This is a genomic window from Mesorhizobium sp. M0923, from assembly GCF_040319365.1.
In the GTDB taxonomy this organism is placed as follows: domain Bacteria; phylum Pseudomonadota; class Alphaproteobacteria; order Rhizobiales; family Rhizobiaceae; genus Mesorhizobium.
The window spans coordinates 312,850-336,124 of sequence record NZ_JAMYNW010000003.1 but is presented as its reverse complement, the minus strand read 5'-3'; the positions used below and the strand labels follow the sequence as shown (position 1 = coordinate 336,124).

Below are 23,275 nucleotides of genomic sequence, written 5' to 3'. Positions count from 1 at the left end.
CAGAGAGACAAAAAGGAAAGAAAAAAGGCTCCCAGCCGACATTGCGGCGGGAGCCTGACTGGAGTGCTGGAGGGCGCTCGCGAAAAGATCAAAAAACGTTCGGCGTATCGGCCAGCGGGGCGGCGTTGGCGATCATGCGGACGGGCCGTGCCTTGCCCGACTGGGCAGCGATGGCGCGCAGGCAGTCCAGGCTCTCGGCGCCCCAGGCCTGACCCTTGCAGGCAAAATCGATGTCCGGGATCGGCAGGCGCGCCGTCTTGGTCGTGGTCGTCGCGCCGTCGATGAGGTTGACCGGCGGGTTCAGCGAGGCGAAGGCCGGACCGACGGTCGGCGTGAACGCCATGCCGGCAAACGCGGCAGCGGCAAGCAGCAGGAACATCGCCATCGGGTGATCGCTGGCGCGCTGGCGCAGCGCCAGCTTCGGGCGCCGGTCGTTGCGCTGCGGACCCTGCAGGCGATGGTCGTTGTCGGTGATCTGGGTTTTCGTAGGCATCGTCGTTTCCTTCGGTGTTCTTCTTTCCCTGTTGAAACGAACTTAACCGCACCTTGTAACGGGCCAACGATGATGGATTAACGATTGTGTAACCGGCATGAAACCAGGCCCGCGGCCATTCCGGGGGCAAACCGACGATGCGTAGCTGGCCGCACCGGTGACATTCAGCGCTCGTTTTCCGCTATCCACGGCACCGGATCCACGTCGACTTTTCCGGTCCACGGAGGGCTGGGCGCTCAACAAGCGTAAGGGGATTAACGCCCGGAATTCCCGGGATTTTCCCGGCTTCGATCGTTCGAGCTCGGCTCTCAATTGCCGATCGGTTTCGCGTCGGGAATTCGCCCTATTCTCGCAAGCTATTGCATTTCAACAGAAAATATGCTTGTATTGAACGGCCATTCAATAAATAAGAGCCTTTTATGAACCCGCATCTGCGTGACGTGGCAATCCCCAACGATTGGGATCGGCGGGGCCTGCCGGGCTGGAGCTATCATTCCGACGCCTTGCTCGAACTCGAGAAAGAGCACGTCTTCCGCAATCACTGGCAGATCGCCGGCCATGTCTGCGACCTGCCGAACGCCGGCGACTATCTGACGATGGATGTGGTCGGCGAGCGGGCGCTGATCGTGCGCGGCAAGGATGGCGTGGTGCGCGCCTTCAACAATATGTGCCGCCACCGCGGCAGTCGCGTCGTTGCCGATAGCCAAGGCACTTGCAAGAATGCGCTGGTCTGCCCCTTTCATGGCTGGGTCTACAATCTCGACGGCACGTTGCGCGGCGCTGCCCGCCCGCGGTCCTTCCCCGACCTCGACAAGACCGAATTCGGCCTGATGCCGCTCGAGCTCGAAATCTGGATGGGCTTCATCTTCATCCGCTTCCGCAAGGGTGGCCCGCAGCCATCCGTGGCCGAGCTGTTGAAGCCGATCGAAGCCGAGATTGCCCATTACGGCGTCGCCGAGATGGTGCCGTCCTGGGGCATCTGGACCCAAAAGACGCCGGTCAACTGGAAGTCGGTGCGCGACGTCGACAATGAAGGCTACCACGTCGCCATGGCGCATCCGGCGCTGCAGGATCTTTATGGCGCGACCTACTTCGACGAGCCGTTCGTCAACGGCGTGTCGCGCTCGTTCGCCACTTACAACCCGCATGCCGGACGGCGCTGGAGCGTCGCGCAATACATCAAGCTCGCACCCGAGGCGAAGCAACTGCCGGAGCACCTGCGCAAGGCCTGGATCTATTACGGCATCTTCCCGAACAACGCGCTGTCGATCATGCCGGAGTCGGTGCAGTTCTATCAGGAGTTCCCGCTGTCGACGGGTGAGACGCTGCTGCGCGGCGCCATCTACCGCTATCGCGACGAGAGCAGGGAGCAGGCGGCTGCCCGCTACCTATCCTACCGCATCGACCGCGACACGCTGGCCGAAGATGTACAGCTTTCGATATGGTCCAACGAATCCATGCTGTCAGAAGCCTTCGGAGGTTTTTACCTCTCCGATCTCGAATATGGCGTGCGCACCCACCACGACCATTTGCGCAAGCAAATTCCCGTGCTCGGATTGGAGACCGCGCCCGAGGAGAAGGATATGTGGGCGCTCAACGAGGCGCTCAGATCACGCTCCTGACGCATGCCACCTAAAACGTTAGCCCTGGTCCTCAAGACCAGATGGCGACGGGAATGCCGAAACGATCGGCGAGCGGCGGATCCGGAAACGGCATTGCCTCGCCTCTGGCGATGCGGCCGGCAATCAGCATCATCGCCGCGGCATCGAGGAAATCGTCGGTGGCCGCGCCGCGCGGCGGCCTCTGGTCGAGAAAATGCTGGCCATAACCATGCCGGGCAAGCAGCGCCTTGCGTTCGGCCATGCCGGCCGGATTGATGTTGCCCTTGATCTTCTTCGGCAGACGCATCGCCCGGTCGCCGTTCAGTCTGCAGAAGGCAACTTCCGGATGCGATTCGAAGACGCGGCTGCGCAGTTCGGGCCGCGCGATCAGCAGCGAATCGATCTCACGGATCTTGGCAAAGATGCCGAAGGCCTGGATCGAGACACCGCGCGGCGGATCTGAGGTCGTCTTGGCCACGTCACTTGCCCTGCGATGTGCCGCGTACCAGGCTTCGACCGTGGTGAAGGCTTCGATCTCCGCATAGAGCGCGGCGCGGGAGGGGATGGCAAAGACACTGGATTGCCGGGCGCCAAGAAATGGCCGCACCAGCGCCTCCGGACCGCGACCGCCTCTTTGCGAGAAATCGGGCAGGCCGATCGGCATATCGACCGCTACGATTGCATTGACGGGTAGCTGGTCGAGCAACGCCGCGAAGCTTGGGAAAACGGCTGTCGACGGTGCGGCACCGGAATCGCGGCGGACGGCTATCCAGCCGGTCTTGCAACCGTCGACGCCGACAAGCACAACATCCCTAGGCGCAACATCCTCGGGCACAACATCCCCAGGCACAACATGGTCGGGCGCAGCACCCTTGGGCGCATCATCCTGGGGCACGGCGTCTTCGGCCTGCGTCACGCCCGGCGATCCCGTCCCGGATGCAGGAGATGGCGAAGCTGCACCATCGCCATCGGGTGCGACAGGCTCTGGGCATCGGTCTCGAGCTGCAATTCGTCGCCGCCGCGCTTGGCGGTGCGCGCCAGGATCTCGTAGACCGCTGCCGTGGTCGATTGCAGCGCCTTGGCGGCCGTTTGGCCGGACAGGATGCGCGCCAGGTAGACGGCCGCCGTCAGGTCGCCGAGCCCATTCGGAGGCTTGTCGATTAGCCGGTGTTCGGCAAGCAGCGCCTCTCTGCCGTTGAGCAGCAAATTGCCGATGCCGCCGGCCATCATCGCCGGTGCCGAAGTGACCAGCATGGCCGGTGGGCCGGCTTGCAGGGCAGCAGCCATTGCCGATTTCAGGTCGGGCAGCGGCGCTCCGGCCATCCATTCCAGCTCGTAGCGGTTGGGCGTGGCGATATCGGCGATCGGCATCAGCCGGTCGCGCATGGCGATTGCGGTCGGCTCAGGTACGTAGAGGCCGCCCGAATCGCCCATCACCGGGTCGCAGATATAGAGGGCGTCCGGCGTCTTCGCCTTGACGGCGCCGACCAGCGAAGCGACGGCTTCGGCCTGGCCAGCCTCGCCGAGATAGCCGGACAGCACGGCGCCGACCTCGCCCAGCCACGGCGCGCGCTCGAGGTCGGTCATCAGCGCCTTGAACTGGTCCAGCGGCGGCACGATGCGGGTGGCCCGGCCGTGCCCCGGATGCCAGGGCAGAATGACGGTCGGCACCGCCCAAACCGGAAACCCCAGCGTCTCCAGCGCAAACACGGCGGCACGGTTGCCGACCGAGCCACGTGCGACATGGCTGGAGACGACGATGACCGCGCGCGGCGCGTCGGCTTTTTCGGCGCTCATTGATCTTTGTCCTAACCGCCCCTGGTGATGAAAAGCACGAGCCAGATCAACAGGCCGATGGCAATAAGCAAGCCTGCCGCCCGACCAATACGGGTGCCCCAATATTCGATCGGGTCCGATCGGTCGGCATCGGCCGCTGTGACGTGGTCGCGCGCGCCTCTGGCGGTTCGTGCGAGGAACGAGGTGCCGCCCGGGTCGGTCTCGCGCGCCACCCGTTCGATGATGCGGCGCGATTCCGCGTCGCTGTCGTGGCGTTTCGCCATGGTGATATCCCGTTTCATCCCGAGCTTAACCCGTTCGCCTCGTCTGTCACAGGGCCTGACGGCGAATGGTAGAAACCAGTAACGCTTCTCGGCCGAAGTCATTTTCTTGCGCAAGGATTGTGCTAATGCTTCGCGTGCCAATGCTATCGAGGGGACCTTATCATGCTTGTCCAGCGCCTTGCTTTACCGCCAATCTTCCGTAATTTAGCTGCGTTCCTGGTGATGGCCGTCATGCTGCCGCTGCTTGCCGGCTGCGGCTACAACACCATCCCGACGGCTGAGGAAAACGCCAAGGCCGCATGGAGCGAGGTGTTGAATCAATACCAGCGCCGCGCCGATCTCATCCCCAATCTGGTCAACACGGTCAAGGGCTATGCCGCGCACGAGAAGGACACGCTCGATGCCGTGGTCGAAGCGCGCGCCAAGGCGACGCAGGTGACCGTGACGCCGGAAACGCTGAACAATCCGGAAGCCTTCAAGAAATTCCAGGACAGCCAGGCCGGCCTGACCAGCGCGCTGTCGCGCCTGCTGGCGGTGGTGGAGAACTATCCCGATCTCAAGGCCAACCAGAACTTTCTGGCGCTGCAAGCACAACTCGAAGGCACCGAGAACCGCATCACGGTCGCCCGCCGCGACTATATCCAGGCGGTGAGAGAGTACAATCTGACGCTGAGGACCTTCCCGTCGGTGATCTGGGCGACCTTGTGGTTCCGCGGCAACCAGCCGTTTGCGAATTTCACCATCGAGGAGGACAAGATGCAGCCGCCGAAGGTCGATTTCGGCACGCAGCAGGGCGGGTGAACGGCGCTTAGCGGGTCTGTTCCCGTTGGCCTTGTACTCCGTCCCACCCCCCTCTGTCCTGCCGGCCATCTCCCCACAGAGGGGGGTGGGAAGAAATGCCGGCCGGATTTTTTTTGGCTTCGTTCTAAGCTTTCTCCTCCTCCCTCTCACCGTTCTCGCGGCCGAATTGCCGGCGCTGACCGGACGGGTCGTCGACAATGCCGGCATCATCGATGCCGCGACCAAGGCGGCGCTGACGCAGAAGCTTGCCGATTTCGAGACCAAGGGTTCGGACCAGATCGTCGTTGCGACCATTCCCAGCCTCGACGGCGAGGAGATCGAGCCTTACGCCAACCGGTTGTTTCGCGCCTGGAAACTCGGCCAGGCGAAGGAGAACAACGGCGTGCTTTTGCTGGTGGCGCCGAACGACCGCAAGATGCGCATCGAGGTCGGCTATGGGCTTGAAGGCACGCTGACTGACCTGCACACCAAGTTGATCATCGAAAATGACATGGTGCCGGCCTTCCGTGCCGGCGATTTCTCCGGCGGCATCAGCAAGGCCCTCGACGACATGATCATGGTGCTGGAAGGCAATCCCGAAGAGCTGGAAGCGCGCGGCGAACGCAACCAGCAGCCGCCGTTCAACAGCGACGATCTGTTCTTCACCATCTTCATAGCCATCTGGGCAATCATCTTTTTCGGCGGCCTCGCAGCCTCCATCCTGCCGCCGATCTTCGGCCAGAAGATCGGTCCCGGCCGCTATCGCTGGCTGGGCATGACCTTCGAGCCGAGCCGGCGGTCGTCCGGCGGCTGGTCGGGAGGTTCCGGCGGGGGATGGTCGTCGGGTTCAAGCGGTGGCGGGTTTTCCGGCGGCGGCGGTTCGTCCGGCGGCGGCGGCTCCTCGGGAAGCTGGTGACGAGATGACAAGACACGCCGTCAGCCCGGTGGAATCCGGCCGTTTCATCAAAATGACCGGCACCGCGCTGTTGGCCATAGCGGTGCTGCTGTTCGGCTTCGCGGCCTTCGCCGCCGAATTGCCGGCGCTGACCGGACGGGTCGTCGACAATGCCGGCATCATCGATGCCGCGACCGAGGTGGCGCTGACGCAGAAGCTTGCCGATTTCGAGACCAAGGGGTCCGACCAGATCGTCGTCGCGACCATTCCCAGCCTCGACGGCGAGGAGATCGAGCCTTACGCCAACCGGTTGTTTCGCGCCTGGAAACTCGGCCAGGCGAAGGAGAACAACGGCGTCCTGCTTCTGGTGGCGCCGAACGACCGCAAGATGCGCATCGAGGTCGGCTATGGGCTTGAAGGCACGCTGACCGACCTGCACACCAAGTTGATTATCGAAAACGACATGGTGCCGGCCTTCCGTGCCGGCGATTTCTCAGGCGGCATCAGCAAGGCCGTCGACGACATGATCATGGTGCTGGAAGGCAATCCCGAAGAGCTGGAAGCGCGCGGCAAGCGCAATCCGGCGAATGACAATCCTGTCGATCCCATCTTCATGCTGTTCATCATCCTGTGGGCGACGATGTTCTTCGGCGGCTTGGCAATGGCGTTCCTGCCGCCGATCTTCGGCACGAAACTGTCGCCGGGCGTGTACAAGTGGCTGGGCATGACGTTCCGCTACGGCCGCGGGCCAGGTTCGTCACCCTCCGGTGGCGGTGCCTGGACGTCGGGGACCTCGTCCGGCAGTGGCTGGTCGTCGGGAAGTTCAGGCAGTGGTTGGTCGTCAGGAAGTTCCGGCGGCGGGTTTTCCGGCGGCGGCGGTTCGTCCGGCGGCGGCGGTTCTTCAGGAAGCTGGTGAGACATCAATCATGGCAACACGACCGATCAGCCCCGAGGATCATGAGCGCATCGCCGATGCGATTCGCGCTGCCGAATCAAAGACCGACGGCGAGATCTACTGCGTCGTGGCGCATGCAAGCGACGGCTATTTCTTCCCGGCCGCCTTCATGGCGATGCTCGGCATGCTCGTCGTCAGCCTCGCCGTCGGTTACGGGCTGGAAGCCTGGTGGCTGTCGATCCGCTTGCCGCATTTCGTCATAGCCGAGCTTCTGGCGCTTGCCAGTGTGCTCATCCTGTTGTGGGCATTGCCCGCATTGCGCATCCATTTGGTGCCGAGGCGGCTGCGCTACCAGGCCGCCCACGCCAATGCGATGAAGCAGTTCCTCGCCCGCAACGTCCACCGCACCGCGGCGCGCACCGGCGTGCTGGTGTTCGTCTCGATCGCCGAGCGCTATGCTGAAGTGGTCGCCGACAGCGGCATCGATTCTCGTGTCGGCCAGCATGTCTGGGACGGTGTCGTCCGCGACCTTACGGCGCATGCCGGCGACGATCGGATTGCCGACGGCTTCGTCAGGGCGGTCGAAGCGGTCGGTGCGGTACTGGCCGAGCATTTTCCGATGTCGACCGGCGACAGCAACGAACTGGACGACCATCTGGTCGAGATTTGATCTCGCTAAAGGCGGTTTTGCAGCGTCTCAAGGACGCACCGTTCGGCTGTGCGAAAGCATCGCAGTGGCTGACCGGACTCTTGCAATCGGGCGCCGCGGGTTTATGGTTAACCAATCATGAATACGCTGAGCATCGACATCAGGAAAGCCGAGCCGCGCGATGCAGCCGCCATTGCCGACGTGCATCTCGAGGCCTGGCGCGGCGCCTATTCGGGCATCATCCCACACCGCACTCTGACATCGATGATCAACCGCCGCGGTGCCGACTGGTGGGCGAATGCCATTCGCCGCGCCGCCACCGTCCTGGTCGTCGAAATCGGCGGCAAAATTGCCGGCTACGCGACGATCGGCAAGAACCGTGCCCGCGAACTCAGGCAGCAGGGCGAGATCTACGAGCTTTACCTGCGGCCGGAATATCAAGGCATCGGGCTCGGCAGCCGGCTGTTCTCGGCGGCACGGGCACGGTTGGCCGACCATGGCTTGAAGGGCATGGTGGTGTGGGCGCTGGAAGACAATCAGAACGCACTTGCCTTCTATGCCGGCGCCGGCGGTCGCGATGTGGCCGAGGGCGTCGAGATATTCGAGCAGAAGGCGCTGAAGAAGGTCGCTTTCGTCTGGGAATGACGGCCAGCGCATGATCCGACCGGTTTCGGTTCGGACGATCCCCCAGTACCATTCGCCGCATTGCACCATTCGCCGTCGCCCGCTATCGATCTTCAATCGAGAGAGGGATAAAGCGATGCGTATCGAAGCGATTGCCAGCGGAAAGAACCCGCCCGAGGACGTCAACGTCATTATCGAGGTGCCGATCGGCGGTGAGCCGATCAAGTACGAGATGGACAAGGAGGCCGGCACGCTGTTCGTCGACCGCTTCCTGCACACGTCGATGCGCTATCCCGGCAATTACGGTTTCGTACCGCACACGCTGTCGGGCGACGGCGACCCGATCGACGTGCTGGTCTGCAACACACGCGCGCTGGTGCCGGGCTGCGTCATCAATGTGCGGCCGATCGGCGTGCTGGTGATGGAGGACAATGCCGGCCAGGACGAGAAGGTCATCGCGGTTCCTTCGCCCAAGCTGACCTTGCGCTATGAGGACGTTCACGAATACACGCAGCTGCCTGATATCACCCGCCAGCAGGTGCAGCATTTTTTCGAGCACTACAAGGATCTCGAACCCGGCAAATGGGTCAAGATCGAGGGCTGGTACGATGCCGCCTATGCCAAGAAGATGATCGTCGAGGCAATCGAGCGGGCCAAGCGCAAGTAATTGACGGGCGCAAATAGTCAGTTATCGACGCGGCCGAAATCGGGCGTGTTGCCCAGCATCACACGCTTGTCCTTGCCGCAGGCGAAGGTGCGTGCCTTCTCGTCGGCAAGCTTACGCGCCTGATCGTTGGCGGCGGGATTGCCGGTGGCGAGCACAAGAGCGATCGTGCAGCCTTCGTGGGCGCCAGGCTGGGCAACCTTGGCGACGATCAGCACTTCCGTCGACTTGTTCTCGCCCTCGCTACCGCTGATCGAGCGACGATGGATGACTGCGATAGGAACGGCCATATCGCCCTTGGTTTCGATACGCCACTCGACTTTGGGTCCAGCCGAGTTGAGGCCGGAAAAGCTTTCCCAGACCGTGGTCATGTCGCCAGGTGGAAACCCGTAGAACAGCGATTCCCGCGCATCGTCGTAAGAAACCATCACCGGGTAGCCGCCATAGCCCGAACAGGCGAGGTCGGCCCAGTCGCCGTCGCCTTCCTCCGCCTGGGCATAAGTCACGCAGTCCTTCTCCCAGACGAGATCGGTATAGACGCTGGATATGTCGCCAGCCCGGGCCGCCTGGCAGAAACCGGCGAGGGCAAGCGGGATCAAAAGAGCGCGCATGGCGGACAACTCCGTTCGGGCTGCCGCAGCGTACCGTCAAATTCAGCAGCAGCCTAGACGAAGTCAGGCTGCTCACAGTGACCTGGTAAACGGAACGCTATTTCCTCAAGCTTGCCTCGATCAGAAGATCGGCGTTGCGGGCCACCGACTGCGCCGGTCCGCCGGCACCGAACAACTGGCCGCTGATATAGGCTCCCTCGATCAGGAGCAGCAGCCCGTCACCCAGCGTGTCGGCGTCGCCGGCGCCCATCGCCGCCGCCATAGCACGCAGGCGCCGGCGCAATTCCTGCTTGTTGGCCTCGCTCACGACGCGGGCCGGATGGCCGTGTTCGGGATATTCGACCGCGGCATTGGTCATGCCGCAGCCGCGATAGTCGGGCCTTTGCGTGCGCTTGCCGACACGCGTCAGGAAGGCGACGATCTGCGCGCGCGGATCGCCGGGATGGGCATTCACCGCCTCGTCGAAGCGCTCCCAGAATTCGAGGTCATAGTGCCGAAGATAGGATGCGGCCAACTCATCCTTGGACGGAAAGCTGCGGTAGAGGCTTGGCTTGGTGACGCCGGCACGCCGTACGATCTCGTCGACGCCGATCGCCCTGATGCCTTGCCGGTAGAACAGGTCGCGCGCCACCTGGAGAATCCGTTCGGCGGCGCGAGGCAGCGGTGCGCCATTCTCCTTGATCGTTGGTTCAATGCTTTTCATGTCTGGTTTGCCGATTGCCTGGTTGACAATGTTACCGGTCGGTACGTATGTTCCGCACATCTGAAACGTACCGGTCAGTAACATGATAGCTCAATCCCGCCCGTTTGGCCAGCGCTACGCTTTCGTCGTGGTCGCCGTCATCTTCCTCTGCCTGCTGATCGCCGCGGGCCTGCGTTCGGCGCCGGCAGTCATGATGCTGCCGCTGGAGAATAGTTTCGGCTGGCGGCGCGACGTCGTCTCGCTGGCCGCGGCCACCGGCATCTTCCTCTATGGCCTGACTGGGCCGTTTGCCGCGGCGCTGATGGAGCGGATCGGGCTGCGCCGCACCTTGCTTGCCGCGCTGCTGTTGATGTCGGGATCGACCGCGCTCAGCCTGCTGATGACCAAGCCGTGGCATCTGCTCCTCACCTGGGGCGTGTTTTCCGGCATCAGCTCGGGCGCCGTCGCCACCGTGCTCGGCGCCACCATCGTCAACCGCTGGTTCAAGACCAATCGCGGCCTTGTGATGGGACTGATGTCGGCGTCCAGCGCCACCGGGCTGCTGGTCTTCCTGCCGCTGCTCGCCTCGCTCGCCCAGTCTGGCGGCTGGAAGCCGGTCGCTATTGCCATTGCCGTGGCCACCGCCGCCTTGGTGCCGCTGGTTTATATGCTGGTACCGGAGCGTCCGGCCGCGATCGGCATAGTCCGCTATGGCGCCGAGCTCGACGATGTGCCGCCCGCGCCGCCGGCCGCGCAAGGCAATTTCCTCGCGCATACGCTGAGCACGTTGCGCCGCGCCGCCGGTACGCGTGTGTTCTGGTACCTGTTCGCCACCTTCTTCGTTTGCGGCTTCACCACCAACGGGTTGGTCGGCACGCACCTGATCGCCTTTTGCGGCGATATGGGCATCGGCGAAGTGCAGGCCGCGGGCCTGCTCTCGATGATGGGTATCTTCGATCTTATTGGCACGACGCTGTCGGGCTGGCTCACCGACCGTTTCGACCCGCGCAAGCTGCTCGGCATCTATTACGGCATTCGCGGCCTGTCGCTGATCTATCTGCCCTATTCCGGCTTCTCGGCGACCAGCCTGATCATCTTCGCCGTATTTTACGGACTGGACTGGATCGCCACAGTGCCGCCGACGCTGCGGCTTTCCAACGAGGCGTTCGGCGACCGCAGCGGGCCGATCGTCTTCGGCTGGATCGTCGCCGGCCATCAAGTCGGCGCAGCGACAGCGGCCTTTTTCGGTGGCACTATGCGTGAGTTGCAGGGCAATTACGAGCTTGCCTTCCTGATCGCCGGCATGACGGCAATAGCCGCCGCCTGCATCTCGCTGCTGATCAACACCAGCCGCCCGGCGTTCGATCCTGAACCGCAGGCGGCATAGCTTCTCGTTGCAGGAGAGATGCCGTCGGCCAAATTGCCGATCTCCCCCCTCGCGGGGGAGATGCCCGGCAGGGCAGAGGGGGCGCGAAGGTTCGCCAGCCTCCGACTTTACGCAATGTTCTGCCCAAACTCCGCTGCTCCGTCTGATTTCTTTCTGATTTGTACGTCGGCGGGACAGCGCCCCCCTCTGGCCTGCCGGCCATCTCCCCCGCAAGGGACCCGCAAGGGGGAGATCAGCAGCTTCGCCGCCGAGCGGTCCAGCCTTCCCGCTTGTTGATGTCAGAAAACCTTCATCGTTTCGAAATGTGCCTGAAACATTGAAGCTGGAGCTTGGCGGCGACGTTCAACGCCATCCAGGAGACAGCCATGAACAAGATTTCAATGACGCGGCGCGCTTTCGTCACGTCGGCCAGCGCCGTTGGCCTGGTCGGCGCCTCGGGTCTCGCCCTTCCCTATTACTCGCGCGCCAATCAGCGCCCGGCCTTCACCCATGGCATTCAGTCCGGCGATGTCGACGCGACCAGCGGCATGGTCTGGACGCGCACGGACCGGCCGTCGCGCGTCATGTTCGAAGTGTCGTCGACGGAAAATTTCGCCAATGCCGTCCGCCTGGCGCCGCTCGATACGTCGCCGGCCAGCGACTATACGGTGAAGCGGCTGCTTACCGATCTCGCCTCCGACCAGGACATTTTCTACCGCATGGTCGCGGCCGATCTTGCCGACATCAACGCCGTTTCGGAGCCGATCGTCGGCCGCTTCCGCACGGCACCTGCCTCGAAGCGCGACATTCGTTTCGCCTGGTCGGGCGACACCGCCGGCCAAGGCTGGGGCATCGACGAGACCGGCATGAAGACCTACGCCACGATCGCCAAGCACACGCCCGACTTCTTCCTGCATTCGGGCGATACGGTCTATGCCGATGGTGCGATGAAGGACGAGGTCGACCTGCCCAATGGCGACAAGTGGAAAAACACAGTGCTGATCGACGAAAAGCGCAAGGTTGCCGAGACGCTGGACGAATACCGGGCGCAGTGGAAATACAACATGATGGACAAGAACGTTCTTGCGCTCAGTGCCATCTGCCCGACTTTCTATCAGTGGGACGACCATGAGGTGCTTAACAACTGGTCGGACTCGAAGGACCTGACCGCCGACGACCGCTACACCGAAAAATCGATCCATGTGCTGGCGGCACGTGCTGCGCGCGCCTTCCACGAGATGACGACGATCCGCTACGAACTGTCGGAGCCGGGCCGCGTCTACCGCAAGATCGCTTATGGGCCGCTGCTCGATGTGTTCTTCCTCGACATGCGTTCCTACCGCGGCCCCAACGGCCCGGATATGCAGGAGACGATGACGCCGCAATCGCGCATCCTCGGCGAACAGCAGATTAAGTGGTTGAAGCGTGAGCTGGCAAATTCCAACGCGACGTGGAAAATCATCGCCGCCGATATGCCGCTCGGCCTCGTGGTCTGGAATGACGGTACCAAGAAGGTCGGGGCCGAGGCAGTCAGCAATGGCGACAATGGCCCGGCCAAGGGGCGCGAGCTGGAAATTGCCCACCTTCTTCGCTATATAAAGAACGCGGGCATCAGCAATACCGTTTGGCTCACCGCAGACGTGCATTACACGGCCGCGCATTACTACAATCCGGACAAGGCGCAGTTCCAGGACTTCAATCCGTTCTGGGAATTCGTTTCGGGTCCGATCCATTCAGGCACATTCGGACCGAATGGTTTCGACATGACCTTCGGCCCGGAGCTGAAGTTCATCAAGGCACCGACTGCCGAGCAGGGTCAGAACCTGCCGCCGTCGGCCGGCCTGCAGTTCTTCGGACTTGTCGATATCGATGGCGCTACAGAGCAGCTGACGGTGCGGCTGATGGATCGCGACGACAGCGAACTCTACAAGGTCACGCTCGATCCGGTCCGGTCGGCGTGAGCGACTGCACCATTATCCTCGGGCCAGCCCGAGGGTAGGACGTGTATCAATCGGGATAGCAGACGACGGGAATGTTGGGCCAGACGGCGCTGTCGCATCCGGCATTTTGCTGCCTTTGCTTGAAGGCGGCGCTGACTGGCCCGGTCACCACCGGGTCGACGCCATCGGGAGCATCGGCAAAAAGCTGCTCCGCCGACCGCTTGTCGGACGGCAGGGCAGTCCGCGTCTCCTTGAACGACGCGGCCGACTGCGCCGCGCCTGCCGCGAGGAGGACGGCGAGTGCGCTACATGCCAAAATCGGCCGGAGTCTGCTGCCTGCGTCGATCATGAAATTCGAACTGCCCGGACCATGAAAGGTTCCGCCTTGGTTAATAATTCCACTTCACACCAAGACATTTAAGATTTGGTGACTTTATTTGGTGACTCGCCTCCTCTTTCGCAATTGCGAAAAACCCTGTATGAGCCGCCCAACCGAAAGAGGCAGCGCCTTTTGGCCTGCTGCCTGCAACGCTCCCGAGACCAAAACATGAAAATCCGCAATATCGCGATCATCGCGCACGTCGACCATGGAAAAACCACCCTCGTCGATCAGCTCCTGAAACAGTCCGGCTCGTTCCGCGACAACCAGCGCGTCGCCGAGCGCGCCATGGATTCGAACGATCTCGAAAAGGAACGCGGCATCACCATCCTGGCCAAGGCGACCTCGGTCGACTGGAAGGGCACCCGCATCAACATCGTCGACACGCCCGGCCACGCCGACTTCGGCGGTGAGGTCGAGCGCATCCTGTCGATGGTGGATTCGGCCATCGTGCTGGTCGACGCCGCCGAGGGGCCGATGCCGCAGACCAAATTCGTCGTCGGCAAGGCGCTCAAGGTCGGACTGAAGCCGATCGTCGTCATCAACAAGATCGACCGGCCGGATGCTCGCCACGTCGAGGTGGTCAACGAGGTGTTCGACCTGTTTGCCGCGCTTGACGCGACCGACGAGCAGCTCGACTTCCCGATCCTTTACGGTTCGGGCCGTGACGGCTGGGTCTCCGAAAACCCCGAAGGTCCGAAGGACCAGGCTCTGGCGCCGCTGTTCGACCTCGTCATCAAGCACGTGCCGGCGCCGACCGTTCATCCTGGCCCGTTCCGCATGATCGGCACCATTCTGGAAGCCAATCCGTTCCTCGGCCGCATCATCACCGGCCGTATCGAATCCGGCACGCTGAAATCCAACCAGGCGGTCAAGGTGCTGCACCATGATGGCACCCAGGTCGAAACCGGCCGCATCTCGAAGATCCTTGCTTTTCGCGGGCTCGAGCGCCAGCCCATCGACGAAGCGCAGGCAGGCGACATCGTCGCCATCGCCGGCTTGTCGAAAGGCACCGTCGCCGACACGTTCTGCGACCTGTCGGTGACCGAGCCGCTGCACGCGCAGCCTATCGATCCGCCGACGGTGACGATGTCGTTCCTGGTCAACGATTCACCGCTGGCGGGCACCGAAGGCGACAAGGTGACCAGCCGCGTCATCCGGGACCGCCTGCTGCGCGAGGCCGAAGGCAATGTCGCGCTGAAGATCGAGGAATCGCCGGACAAGGATTCGTTCTTCGTCTCCGGACGCGGCGAATTGCAGCTGGCCGTGCTGATCGAGACGATGCGCCGCGAAGGTTTTGAGATCGCCGTGTCGCGGCCGCGCGTCGTCATGCAGAAGGGCGAGAACGGCGAATTGCTGGAGCCGGTCGAGGAAGTCGTCATCGACGTTGACGAGGAGCATGCCGGCGTCGTCGTGCAAAAAATGTCGGAGCGCAAGGCCGAGATGGTCGAGCTGCGCCCTTCGGGCGGCAATCGCCAGCGCATCGTCTTCCACGCGCCGACGCGCGGCCTGATCGGCTACCAGTCGGAACTGCTGACCGACACGCGCGGCACCGCCGTGATGAACCGGCTGTTCCATGCCTACGAGCCTTACAAGGGTGAGCTGCCGGGCCGCACCAACGGCGTGCTGATCTCCAACGAACAGGGTGAATCGGTGGCTTATGCCATGTGGAACCTGGAAGACCGCGGCCCGATGGTCATCGACCCAGGCGTCAAGGTCTATCAGGGCATGATCATCGGTATCCATTCCAGGGACAACGACCTCGAAGTCAATGTGCTCAAGGGCAAGAAGCTGACCAATATCCGCGCCGCCGGCAAGGACGAGGCGGTAAAACTGACGCCGCCGATCCGCATGACGCTGGAACGCGCGCTGGCCTGGATCCAGGACGACGAGCTGGTCGAGGTGACGCCGAAGACCATCCGCCTGCGCAAGCTCTATCTCGACCCGAACGAGCGCAAGCGTTTCGAGAAGTCGGCGAAAGTGGTCGGCGCGGCGTAAGCCACTTTTCTCAGCCACTATGAGGGAGGGAGCACGTGCGTGCTTCCTCCCTTTATCTTACCCGCCGGCAGCCGCGATAATGCCGTCCCGGTCTGGATCGCTAGACAGGTCGATGCGGATCGCCGTTCCCGCCCGGGCCGGCCTGCGCAAGGCTTTGGCCCCATCCGGACCAACCACCAGCAATCGCTTCTCTTCCCAAACCTGAAGCCGCGATCGCGAGACACCGAGTTCGTTGGCGAGCAACCGGTCGAGCCGCAGCGCTGTCGGCATTTCGAGCTCGAGCTGGAGTTCGAGGGCGGCGGTGTTTTCCGGCCTGTCCCCGAGCACCTGCTTATGAACGGCGGCTTCAGGAACTCCTCGACGCGCCCGATCCTGCTTCGCAGTGCGGCAGTATCGAAAGCATGGCGCCGCGCCAGGACCGGATCGTTGCGTTCGAGCGCCTGCAATATTGCCGGTTCGATATCGCGGCGACTGCATCGCTCCAGAATGCCGAAATTCCAGGAATTGTCGCAATCGATGCAGCGGTAGATCAACCAGGCATCAATGCGTTTGCCATTGGCATTGACCCGGAATTTGCCGCTGCAGCGATAGGCTTTCAGACCGCCGCAGCGATTGCAGTTGAGGTGAGGTCGCGGTGCGGTCTTGGGCGCGATCGTCCAGCGGATACGCAGTATCGAAGGCATGCCGAAAAGCCCTTCCCGTCGGGAAGTTCGTCAGATCGGCGATGTCGAGATGCCCCTGCGGGCACGGCGTGGCGAGAGACTGCGGCAGTTGGAAATCAGGTGTCGCGGGTTATGCGCGACAGCGGTTCAGCAGTGCCAAACCGGTCTCGAACCGCCACCCTGAAGAACAGATGATGTGAAAACAGGCACCGCGACTGCGACGCCCTGCTCTGTGTCGGGGGAGTTGGCGAGACCGGCGGTTACGTAGGCAAAGTGAAGCTCGGAAAGGATTTCGAGACGACACTTCTAGCCGCGAGGTGCCTGGCCGACAAGCCTTCTTTCGGTGGACGCTACCGTCGCCGGAACAGTTGGGTTATGTTGAAGCGTCCAAAAATTTCTAACGAGATCCGCGTCATGCATTTCACGTCGCTTCTGATTTTTGCCGGCGCCCTGCTTGTTGCCGCCGGCTCGCCGGGCCCGTCGATTGCCGCACTTGTGGCGCGGGTCATCGCAAAAGGGTTTCGCGACGTGTTTCCGTTCCTGCTTGCCATGTGGATCGGCGAAGCGATCTGGCTATCACTGGCGGTGTTTGGCCTCGCCGTGGTGGCGCAGACGTTCCACTTCGCCTTTGTCGTCGTGAAATGGGTTGGCGTCGTCTATCTCGCCTGGCTTGCCTGGAAGATGTGGACCGCACCGGTCGAGGCAAAAGAAGGTTCGCTGCCGCGCGAAGATTCGCCCGTCAGACTGTTCTTTGCCGGCATGGCGGTAACGCTCGGCAACCCCAAGATCATGATGTTCTACCTGGCGCTGCTGCCGACCATCATCGATCTCGGTTCAGTCAGCGTGATCGGCTGGGTCGAGCTGACGGCGACCATGGCCGTGGTGCTGGTCGCCATCGATTTGACCTGGGTGCTCGCCGCATCGCAGGCGCGCAAGCTCTTGAGGAGCAAACGGGCGATGAAGATCGCCAACCGCGTCAGCGCCGGCACCATGGCCGGCGCTGCGGCGGCGATCGCGGCGCGGTCTTGAGCCGCCGCGTCAACCCATTTCGATTATCGGTGCGATCTCGACGCTGAAACCCGGGTCCGTCAGGATAGGACAATCCTTGGCTTTGCGGACGGCATCGTCGATGTCTTTCGCTTCGATGATGGTGTAACCGGCGGTCGGATTGCTGCCGCCATTGTTCTCGACCTTGCCGCCGGGCAGCAGGGTCTTCGACATGCCGACTGGATTGCCACCGTCGACCACGGCTGAGCCAAGCTTGCCGTACCAGCCGTTCCAGGCATCCATCGCTGCCTTCCGTTCGGCCTCCTCGGTCGGCATCTTGCCCGAGCCGTGATAGACGTAGAGAAATTTCGCCATGTTCTCCTCCTTTGATCGGCGGCATCGAACCGGCATGCGGTCATGCCGCATGCCGATCATCGGACCAAACCGGCAAACAAGCAACGAGAATGCGATGTAGCTAATATATACGACCGCGGTGCCCTATCGCGCCATCGCGTGATATTCATCGTTCGGCCGCATATCGATCGCCGATGCCAGCCGGTTCGACATGTTGAAGAACGCGGCAGTCGAGGCGATATCCCAGATGTCGCGGTCGGAAAAGCCCACTTGCCGCAGCGCCGCCCGGTCGGCTGCGACGATCTTTGCCGGCTGCTCGGTCAGCTTCACCGCGAATTCGAGCATGGCGCGCTGCCTGTCTGACAGCTCGGCGGCGCGAAAATTCATCACCATCATCTCGCCGAAGGCCGGGTCGCCGGAAAGCTGGCGCACCGCCGCGCCATGTGCAACCAGGCAATAATAGCAATGGTTGACCGATGAGACGACCACCGCGATCATCTCTCGCTCCAGCTTCGACAGGCCGGATTCACCCAGCATCAAATCATTGTACATGTCGGTGAAAGCGCGCAGCTTCTTCTCGTCGAAGGCGTAGGCGAGCAGCACATTGGGAACGAGGCCGAGCTTCTCCCGGCATTTGGCGAAATAGGCGTTGGTCGCTTCGCTCAGCTCCGCCGGTGCGAGGTCAAGCGCGGTGATTTTGTCTGTCATAGGGGATTTCTCCTCGTTTTCCGCCAGGCTGCCGGTGAATTCCGACATTTCGTCGCAAGCCGTCAAACCTTTGTCGCCAAATACCCGTCATCTGCTACGATAGTTGTAAAAACATGACGGGAGGGAATTAGCTCATGGCCGGCCTGAAATCCGCAAGCCAGTTGAAAAAGATGAGTCCGGCCAAGGGCAGCGAAAAGCCCGGCAGGCTTGCCGACTACTTGCTGGCCCGAGCTCCGGCCGAAGATGTCGCCGCCTACGACGTCATCGATCTCGAACGCGCTGCCGAACTCGCCGGCCGCGCTGTCGCCCGGCACAAGAAGGACGACTGCGTCGTTGCCATAGACGTCGATTCCGGTGTCGTCCGCCAAGGCCGGCCGATGACGGTGATCACCGTCGTCAACGACAACATGCCGTTCCTGTTCGATTCCGTCCTCGGTGAGATTACAGAGAGCGCCGGCGAGCCGCTGCTGGTTACCCACCCGGTCATCGTGGTCAGGCACGGCAAGAACGGCGTCGAGGAAATCCTCGGCGATGGCGGTTATGCCAAGGGCGAGCACAGCCATGACCGGCTGAGCGTCATCCATGTCCATATCGGCCGCCTTTCGGCCGAGCAGGCCGAAGGCCTTTCCGCACGCCTGACGAAGCTGCTCGGTCAGGTGCGCGCCGCCGTCATCGACTGGAAGCCGATGCTTGCCCGCCTCGACCAGGCGATCTCGGAATTCCGCTACTCGCCGGTGCCGCTCGACAAGGCCCATGTCACCGAGGCGATCGCCTTCCTCGAATGGCTGCGCGACGACAATTTCACCTTTCTAGGCATGCGTGAATTCAAATACACCGGCGGCGAGAAGAGCGGCATGCTCGAGCGTGCCGAAAAGCCCGGCCTCGGCATCCTTTCCGATCCCGACGTGCTGGTGCTCAGGCGTGGCACCGAAGCGGTGAGCACGACGCCGGAAATCCGCGCCTTCCTGCATGGGCCGGAACCGCTGATCGTCACCAAGGCCAACGCCAAGTCATCGGTGCACCGCCGCATCTACCTCGACTACATCGGCGTCAAGACCTACACCGGCAAAGGCGTGCTTTCGGGCGAGCTGCGCATCGTCGGACTGTTCACCTCGACTGCTTATACGCGCTCGGTGATGAAAATCCCCTATCTGCGCTCGAAGGCCGAAACCGTCATTGCCAAATCCGGCTTCAATCCCGGCGACCACTCCGGCAAGGCATTGATCAACGTGCTGGAGAGCTATCCGCGCGACGAGTTGTTCCAGGTTCCGGTGCCGATCCTGCGCAAGCATGCCGAAGCCATACTGGGCTTGATCGAGCGGCCGCGCGTCAGGGCATTGGTGCGTGTCGACCAGTTCGACCGCTTCGTCTCCGTGCTCGTCTTCGTGCCGCGCGACCGCTACGACAGCGTCGTGCGCGAGAAGATCGGCACCTATCTGAAGACCGTCTTCGAAGGCCGGCTATCGGCCTATTATCCGGCCTTCCCGGAAGGCGGGCTGGCGCGCGTCCATTTCATCATCGGCCGCTCCGGCGGCAAGACGCCGAAGGTCGAGCAGGCGACGATCGAGGCGGCGATTCGCGACATCGTACGGACCTGGGACGATGCACTGCGCGAGACCGCGACCGAGACCGGCGCCGAAGCGAGACTCACGGCCATCGCCTCGCGCTTTTCGGAAAGTTATCGCGACAGTTTCCCGCCGGCCGTGGCGCTGGCCGATGCCGGGCGCATCGCCAGGCTCGATGCGTCGAATCCGATCGCCATCGACTATTACCGTCACGCCGTCCAGAAGCCGCATCAGGCGGCGTTGAAGATCTATCACCATGGCAGCCCGGTGGCGCTGTCGCGGCGCGTGCCCGTGCTGGAAAACATCGGTTTTCGCGTCATCAGCGAGCGTACTTTCGAGGTCGGCGACAATCAATCCGGCATGGTCTTCATCCACGATATGGACCTTGAGAACAGCTACGGCAGGCCGATCGACCTCGGCAATGGCGGCGCGCTGTTCGAGGACGCGTTCCTTTCCGTCTGGCGCGGCAATGTCGACAATGACGGCTATAACGGCCTCGCCCAGACCGCAGGCCTGTGGTCGGGCGAGATCACCGTCCTGCGCGCCTATGGCCGCTATCTGCAGCAGGCCGGTATCCCGCAGAGCCAGGATTTCATCGCCGCCGCACTCAACCGCTATCCCGAGATCGCCCGCGGACTGCATGCGCTGTTCGTCGCCCGCCTCGGCCCGACGGCTGAGACGGAAGGCGTCGTTCAGGCCAAACATCTGAAGGCCAAGATCACGGATGCGCTGGAAGACGTTCCCAACATCGACGACGACACCATCATCCGCCGTTATCTGAACCTGATCGAAGCCTCGCTGCGCACCAATCATTTCGTTGCCGATACGAAAGAGAAGGGCCAATCACTGGCGATCAAGCTCGATTCGCAATCGGTCGACGGGCTGCCGGCGCCGCGGCCATGGCGCGAGATCTTCGTCTACGGCTCCGAGGTCGAGGGCGTGCATCTGCGCTTCGGCCCGGTCGCGCGCGGCGGCCTGCGCTGGTCGGACCGTGCCCAGGACTATCGCACCGAGGTGCTCGGCCTGGTCAAGGCACAGCAGGTCAAGAATGCGGTGATCGTGCCCGTTGGTGCCAAGGGCGGCTTCTACCCGAAAAAGCTGCCGATGAGCGCCGGGCGCGACGCCATTTTCGAGGCCGGCACGGCCGCCTACAAGAATTACGTTTCCAGCCTGTTGTCGATCACCGACAATATCGGCCTGGACGGCGTCATCCCGCCAGCCGGCGTGGTGCGGCGCGATCAGGATGATCCGTATTTCGTCGTCGCCGCGGACAAGGGAACGGCGACCTTCTCGGACACCGCCAACGCCATAAGCGAAAGGCACGGCTTCTGGCTCGACGACGCTTTCGCCAGCGGCGGTTCGGCCGGATACGACCACAAGAAGATGGGCATCACCGCGAAGGGCGCCTGGGAAGCAGTCAAGCGGCATTTCCGCGAGATGAACCGCGACATCCAAACCACGCCGTTCACTGTCGTCGGCGTCGGCGACATGTCGGGCGACGTGTTCGGCAACGGCATGCTGCTGTCGGAGCAGACCCGGCTGATCGCCGCCTTTGATCATCGCGACATCTTCATCGATCCCGATCCCGACATGGCGGCTTCGATGGCCGAGCGCCGGCGTATGTTCGCTCTCGCCCGTTCAAGCTGGCAGGATTACGACAAGACGAAGCTGTCGGAGGGCGGCATCATCGTCTCGCGCAGCCAGAAGTCGATCACCTTGCCGGCGCCCGCGGCTGCGGCGATCGGCCTCGGCAAGACAACGGCCACGCCAGTCGAGATCATGAGTGCCATTCTCAAGGCGCCGGCAGACCTTTTGTGGTTTGGCGGCATCGGCACCTATGTCAGGGCATCGGGCGAGACCAACCAGGACGTCGGCGACCGTGCCAATGACGCGATCCGCATCACCGCGCTCGACTTGCGTGCCAAGGTCATCGGTGAGGGGGCCAATCTCGGCGTCACGCAGCGGGCGCGCATCGAATTCGGATTGAATGGCGGCCGCTGCAACTCAGATGCGATCGACAATTCGGGCGGCGTGAATTGCTCCGACGTCGAGGTCAACATCAAGATCGCGCTGGCTTCCGCCATGCGCAAGGGATCGCTGACCCGGCCGGCGCGCAACAAATTGCTGGCCGAGATGACCGATGAGGTCAGCGCCCTGGTGCTGTCCAACAATTACCAGCAGACGCTGGCGCTGTCCCTTGCCCGTAAGCGCGGGCTCGCCGACATCGCCCATCAGAGCCGCTTCATGGCGACGCTGGAGGCGCGCGGACTGCTCGACCGTGCCGTCGAGGCGCTGCCGTCGCCGGCGGCCTTTGCCGAGCGCGAGACGCGCGGTGAGCCGCTGACCCGGGCCGAGCTCGGCGTGCTGCTCGCCTATGCCAAGATCGTGCTGTTTTCCGATATCGTCGCCAGCGACGTGCCGGACGATCCGCATTTCGACCGTGATCTGATGGGCTATTTCCCCGATCGCATGGCGAAGAAATATGCGGGAGAAATCCACGGCCATCGGCTGCGCCGCGAGATCATCGCCCGTGTCGTCGCCAATGATCTGGTCAATCGCGGCGGCCCGTCCTTCGTCAACAGGCTGCAGGAAGCGACTGGCCGCAGTGCCGCCGATGTCGTGCGCACCTTCGCCGTGGTGCGGGATGGCTTTGCGCTGCCGGCGCTCTACCGGCAGATCGACGCGCTCGACAACCAGATCGACGGACAGATCCAGCTCGACCTCTATCAGGCGGTCAGCCGGCTGATCTATGTGACCAGCGGCTGGTACCTGAAGAACGATGCCGGCACCGCACCGCTCGGGCAGCGGATCGCCGAGTTGCAGGATGCGCGCAAGGCGCTGGAGCCGAAGCTCGTTTCGCTGCTGCCGGCCTTCTCTCGCGAGCGGATCGAGGAGCGGCGGCACGGCCTGTCGAAGGGCGGCGCGCCCGAGAGCCTTGCCGAGCAACTGGCGTTGACCGATGTGGCGGAGCTCATCCCCGACATTGCGCTGACGGCGCGGACGGCAAATGCCAGCATCGTCGCTGCCGCCAAGGCGTTTTTTGCAGTCAGCGATGTCTTCCGCATCCCGCGCGTCGAAGATGCGGCGCGCTCGATCACGCCCTCGGATTATTATGATCAACTGGCGCTTTTCCGCGCCACCGACACGATCGGCGCGGCCAGGCGCGGCATCGCCGTGGCGGCACTCACCAGTCATGCCGAGGCGGCGGATCCGGTGACAGCATGGCTGGAGGCCGGCGGCGAACGGGTCGGACGCATCCGCGAGCGACTGCAGGCTCTGACCGAGGGCGGCGACATCACCGTGTCCCGGCTGTCGGTGGCGTCCGGCCTGATGAGTGATCTGACGGCGCTGTGAGACGTCTT

General features: G+C 62.9%; 22 protein-coding genes and 1 pseudogene. 12 read left to right on the top strand and 11 right to left on the bottom strand.

What is annotated here, in order from left to right:
• Positions 1 to 88 precede the first annotated feature (88 nt).
• Positions 89 to 493 (bottom strand): hypothetical protein, encoded by a 405-nt coding sequence (locus tag NKH89_RS07690; protein ID WP_352480982.1) that lies wholly within the window; start codon positions 491 to 493, stop codon positions 89 to 91.
• Positions 494 to 912: 419 nt separating this feature from the next.
• Between NKH89_RS07690 and NKH89_RS07685 the strand changes: the two genes are divergently transcribed.
• Positions 913 to 2,115 carry an aromatic ring-hydroxylating oxygenase subunit alpha gene (locus NKH89_RS07685; RefSeq protein WP_352480981.1) on the top strand — a complete coding sequence of 401 codons (1,203 nt, stop codon included), beginning with the start codon at positions 913 to 915 and terminating at the stop codon, positions 2,113 to 2,115.
• Positions 2,116 to 2,146: 31 nt separating this feature from the next.
• Here NKH89_RS07685 and NKH89_RS07680 read toward each other — a convergent pair whose 3' ends face one another.
• From NKH89_RS07680 to NKH89_RS07670, 3 genes are all read right to left on the bottom strand, one after another.
• The gene (locus tag NKH89_RS07680) at positions 2,147 to 2,899 is read right to left on the bottom strand and encodes a DUF429 domain-containing protein (RefSeq protein WP_502896312.1); all 753 of its coding nucleotides are present in this window, start codon (positions 2,897 to 2,899) and stop codon (positions 2,147 to 2,149) included.
• 107 nt (positions 2,900 to 3,006) lie between these two features.
• Positions 3,007 to 3,891 carry a pyridoxal kinase PdxY gene (pdxY, locus tag NKH89_RS07675; protein WP_023721311.1) on the bottom strand — a complete coding sequence of 295 codons (885 nt, stop codon included), beginning with the start codon at positions 3,889 to 3,891 and terminating at the stop codon, positions 3,007 to 3,009.
• A gap of 11 nt (positions 3,892 to 3,902) precedes the next feature.
• Positions 3,903 to 4,154 (bottom strand): hypothetical protein, encoded by a 252-nt coding sequence (locus NKH89_RS07670; RefSeq protein WP_023721310.1) that lies wholly within the window; start codon positions 4,152 to 4,154, stop codon positions 3,903 to 3,905.
• Positions 4,155 to 4,316: 162 nt separating this feature from the next.
• Here NKH89_RS07670 and NKH89_RS07665 point away from each other — a divergent pair, with 162 nt between their 5' ends.
• The 6 genes from NKH89_RS07665 (at position 4,317) to ppa (ending at position 8,664) form a co-directional block, all read left to right on the top strand.
• On the top strand, positions 4,317 to 4,955 hold the full coding sequence (locus NKH89_RS07665) for a LemA family protein (protein ID WP_023721309.1): 639 nt from the start codon (positions 4,317 to 4,319) through the stop codon (positions 4,953 to 4,955).
• Positions 4,956 to 5,040: 85 nt separating this feature from the next.
• Positions 5,041 to 5,850 (top strand): TPM domain-containing protein, encoded by an 810-nt coding sequence (locus NKH89_RS07660; RefSeq protein WP_502895830.1) that lies wholly within the window; start codon positions 5,041 to 5,043, stop codon positions 5,848 to 5,850.
• 52 nt (positions 5,851 to 5,902) lie between these two features.
• Positions 5,903 to 6,745 carry a TPM domain-containing protein gene (locus NKH89_RS07655; protein WP_352481111.1) on the top strand — a complete coding sequence of 281 codons (843 nt, stop codon included), beginning with the start codon at positions 5,903 to 5,905 and terminating at the stop codon, positions 6,743 to 6,745.
• Between the two features lie 10 nt (positions 6,746 to 6,755).
• Positions 6,756 to 7,394: a TPM domain-containing protein gene (locus NKH89_RS07650; protein ID WP_352480980.1), complete on the top strand. Its 639-nt coding sequence runs from the start codon at positions 6,756 to 6,758 to the stop codon at positions 7,392 to 7,394.
• 117 nt (positions 7,395 to 7,511) lie between these two features.
• The gene (locus NKH89_RS07645; RefSeq protein WP_023678138.1) at positions 7,512 to 8,018 is read left to right on the top strand and encodes a GNAT family N-acetyltransferase; all 507 of its coding nucleotides are present in this window, start codon (positions 7,512 to 7,514) and stop codon (positions 8,016 to 8,018) included.
• A 115-nt stretch (positions 8,019 to 8,133) separates the two neighbouring features.
• Positions 8,134 to 8,664, top strand: coding sequence for an inorganic diphosphatase (gene ppa, locus NKH89_RS07640; RefSeq protein WP_023721304.1), 531 nt, complete (start codon positions 8,134 to 8,136; stop codon positions 8,662 to 8,664).
• A 17-nt stretch (positions 8,665 to 8,681) separates the two neighbouring features.
• Here the strand turns inward: ppa and NKH89_RS07635 are convergent, their stop codons facing one another.
• Both NKH89_RS07635 and NKH89_RS07630 read right to left on the bottom strand, forming a co-directional pair.
• Positions 8,682 to 9,272, bottom strand: coding sequence for a hypothetical protein (locus NKH89_RS07635; RefSeq protein ID WP_352908555.1), 591 nt, complete (start codon positions 9,270 to 9,272; stop codon positions 8,682 to 8,684).
• 97 nt (positions 9,273 to 9,369) lie between these two features.
• Entirely contained in the window at positions 9,370 to 9,975 is a 606-nt protein-coding gene (locus NKH89_RS07630; RefSeq protein WP_352480978.1) for a TetR/AcrR family transcriptional regulator, read from the bottom strand.
• 82 nt (positions 9,976 to 10,057) lie between these two features.
• On the opposite strand from NKH89_RS07630, the gene NKH89_RS07625 reads away from it, so the two are divergent.
• Together NKH89_RS07625 and NKH89_RS07620 are read left to right on the top strand one after the other, a co-directional pair.
• A complete protein-coding gene (locus NKH89_RS07625; RefSeq protein ID WP_352908554.1) occupies positions 10,058 to 11,341 on the top strand; it encodes an MFS transporter in 1,284 nt (427 codons plus the stop codon).
• 365 nt (positions 11,342 to 11,706) lie between these two features.
• A complete protein-coding gene (locus NKH89_RS07620; RefSeq protein ID WP_352494110.1) occupies positions 11,707 to 13,281 on the top strand; it encodes an alkaline phosphatase D family protein in 1,575 nt (524 codons plus the stop codon).
• 46 nt (positions 13,282 to 13,327) lie between these two features.
• Here NKH89_RS07620 and NKH89_RS07615 read toward each other — a convergent pair whose 3' ends face one another.
• Entirely contained in the window at positions 13,328 to 13,609 is a 282-nt protein-coding gene (locus NKH89_RS07615) for a hypothetical protein (protein WP_023719739.1), read from the bottom strand.
• A 198-nt stretch (positions 13,610 to 13,807) separates the two neighbouring features.
• Here NKH89_RS07615 and typA point away from each other — a divergent pair, with 198 nt between their 5' ends.
• Positions 13,808 to 15,637, top strand: a complete 1,830-nt coding sequence (typA, locus tag NKH89_RS07610; RefSeq protein ID WP_023719738.1) for a translational GTPase TypA — start codon at positions 13,808 to 13,810, stop codon at positions 15,635 to 15,637.
• 57 nt (positions 15,638 to 15,694) lie between these two features.
• Here the strand turns inward: typA and NKH89_RS35795 are convergent, their stop codons facing one another.
• Positions 15,695 to 15,964 (bottom strand): DUF1062 domain-containing protein, encoded by a 270-nt coding sequence (locus NKH89_RS35795; RefSeq protein ID WP_502896877.1) that lies wholly within the window; start codon positions 15,962 to 15,964, stop codon positions 15,695 to 15,697.
• A gap of 104 nt (positions 15,965 to 16,068) precedes the next feature.
• Positions 16,069 to 16,320, bottom strand: a pseudogene (locus NKH89_RS35790) (DUF1062 domain-containing protein); the annotation flags it as partial.
• A 393-nt stretch (positions 16,321 to 16,713) separates the two neighbouring features.
• Here NKH89_RS35790 and NKH89_RS07600 point away from each other — a divergent pair.
• Complete coding sequence (locus NKH89_RS07600; protein ID WP_352480973.1) at positions 16,714 to 17,328, top strand: LysE family translocator; 615 nt, start codon at positions 16,714 to 16,716, stop codon at positions 17,326 to 17,328.
• Between the two features lie 9 nt (positions 17,329 to 17,337).
• On the opposite strand, the gene NKH89_RS07595 is transcribed toward NKH89_RS07600, so the two are convergent.
• Entirely contained in the window at positions 17,338 to 17,661 is a 324-nt protein-coding gene (locus NKH89_RS07595) for a YciI family protein (RefSeq protein ID WP_352494112.1), read from the bottom strand.
• 123 nt (positions 17,662 to 17,784) lie between these two features.
• On the bottom strand, positions 17,785 to 18,348 hold the full coding sequence (locus NKH89_RS07590; RefSeq protein ID WP_023719735.1) for a peroxidase-related enzyme: 564 nt from the start codon (positions 18,346 to 18,348) through the stop codon (positions 17,785 to 17,787).
• A 134-nt stretch (positions 18,349 to 18,482) separates the two neighbouring features.
• Between NKH89_RS07590 and NKH89_RS07585 the strand changes: the two genes are divergently transcribed.
• A complete protein-coding gene (locus tag NKH89_RS07585) occupies positions 18,483 to 23,267 on the top strand; it encodes an NAD-glutamate dehydrogenase (RefSeq protein WP_352908553.1) in 4,785 nt (1,594 codons plus the stop codon).
• Positions 23,268 to 23,275: the final 8 nt, after the last annotated feature.

Coding starts and splice junctions, on each gene's coding strand:
- NKH89_RS07620 (WP_352494110.1), top strand. CDS start 11,707: ATGAACAAGATTTCAATGACGCGGCGCGCTTTCGTCACGTCGGCCAGC.
- NKH89_RS07685 (WP_352480981.1), top strand. CDS start 913: ATGAACCCGCATCTGCGTGACGTGGCAATCCCCAACGATTGGGATCGG.
- NKH89_RS07655 (WP_352481111.1), top strand. CDS start 5,903: ATGACCGGCACCGCGCTGTTGGCCATAGCGGTGCTGCTGTTCGGCTTC.
- typA (WP_023719738.1), top strand. CDS start 13,808: ATGAAAATCCGCAATATCGCGATCATCGCGCACGTCGACCATGGAAAA.
- NKH89_RS07670 (WP_023721310.1), bottom strand. CDS start 4,154: ATGGCGAAACGCCACGACAGCGACGCGGAATCGCGCCGCATCATCGAA.
- ppa (WP_023721304.1), top strand. CDS start 8,134: ATGCGTATCGAAGCGATTGCCAGCGGAAAGAACCCGCCCGAGGACGTC.
- NKH89_RS07635 (WP_352908555.1), bottom strand. CDS start 9,272: ATGCGCGCTCTTTTGATCCCGCTTGCCCTCGCCGGTTTCTGCCAGGCG.
- NKH89_RS07630 (WP_352480978.1), bottom strand. CDS start 9,975: ATGAAAAGCATTGAACCAACGATCAAGGAGAATGGCGCACCGCTGCCT.
- pdxY (WP_023721311.1), bottom strand. CDS start 3,891: ATGAGCGCCGAAAAAGCCGACGCGCCGCGCGCGGTCATCGTCGTCTCC.
- NKH89_RS07650 (WP_352480980.1), top strand. CDS start 6,756: ATGGCAACACGACCGATCAGCCCCGAGGATCATGAGCGCATCGCCGAT.
- NKH89_RS07625 (WP_352908554.1), top strand. CDS start 10,058: ATGATAGCTCAATCCCGCCCGTTTGGCCAGCGCTACGCTTTCGTCGTG.
- NKH89_RS07665 (WP_023721309.1), top strand. CDS start 4,317: ATGCTTGTCCAGCGCCTTGCTTTACCGCCAATCTTCCGTAATTTAGCT.
- NKH89_RS07645 (WP_023678138.1), top strand. CDS start 7,512: ATGAATACGCTGAGCATCGACATCAGGAAAGCCGAGCCGCGCGATGCA.
- NKH89_RS07615 (WP_023719739.1), bottom strand. CDS start 13,609: ATGATCGACGCAGGCAGCAGACTCCGGCCGATTTTGGCATGTAGCGCA.
- NKH89_RS07690 (WP_352480982.1), bottom strand. CDS start 493: ATGCCTACGAAAACCCAGATCACCGACAACGACCATCGCCTGCAGGGT.
- NKH89_RS07600 (WP_352480973.1), top strand. CDS start 16,714: ATGCATTTCACGTCGCTTCTGATTTTTGCCGGCGCCCTGCTTGTTGCC.
- NKH89_RS07595 (WP_352494112.1), bottom strand. CDS start 17,661: ATGGCGAAATTTCTCTACGTCTATCACGGCTCGGGCAAGATGCCGACC.
- NKH89_RS07590 (WP_023719735.1), bottom strand. CDS start 18,348: ATGACAGACAAAATCACCGCGCTTGACCTCGCACCGGCGGAGCTGAGC.
- NKH89_RS07585 (WP_352908553.1), top strand. CDS start 18,483: ATGGCCGGCCTGAAATCCGCAAGCCAGTTGAAAAAGATGAGTCCGGCC.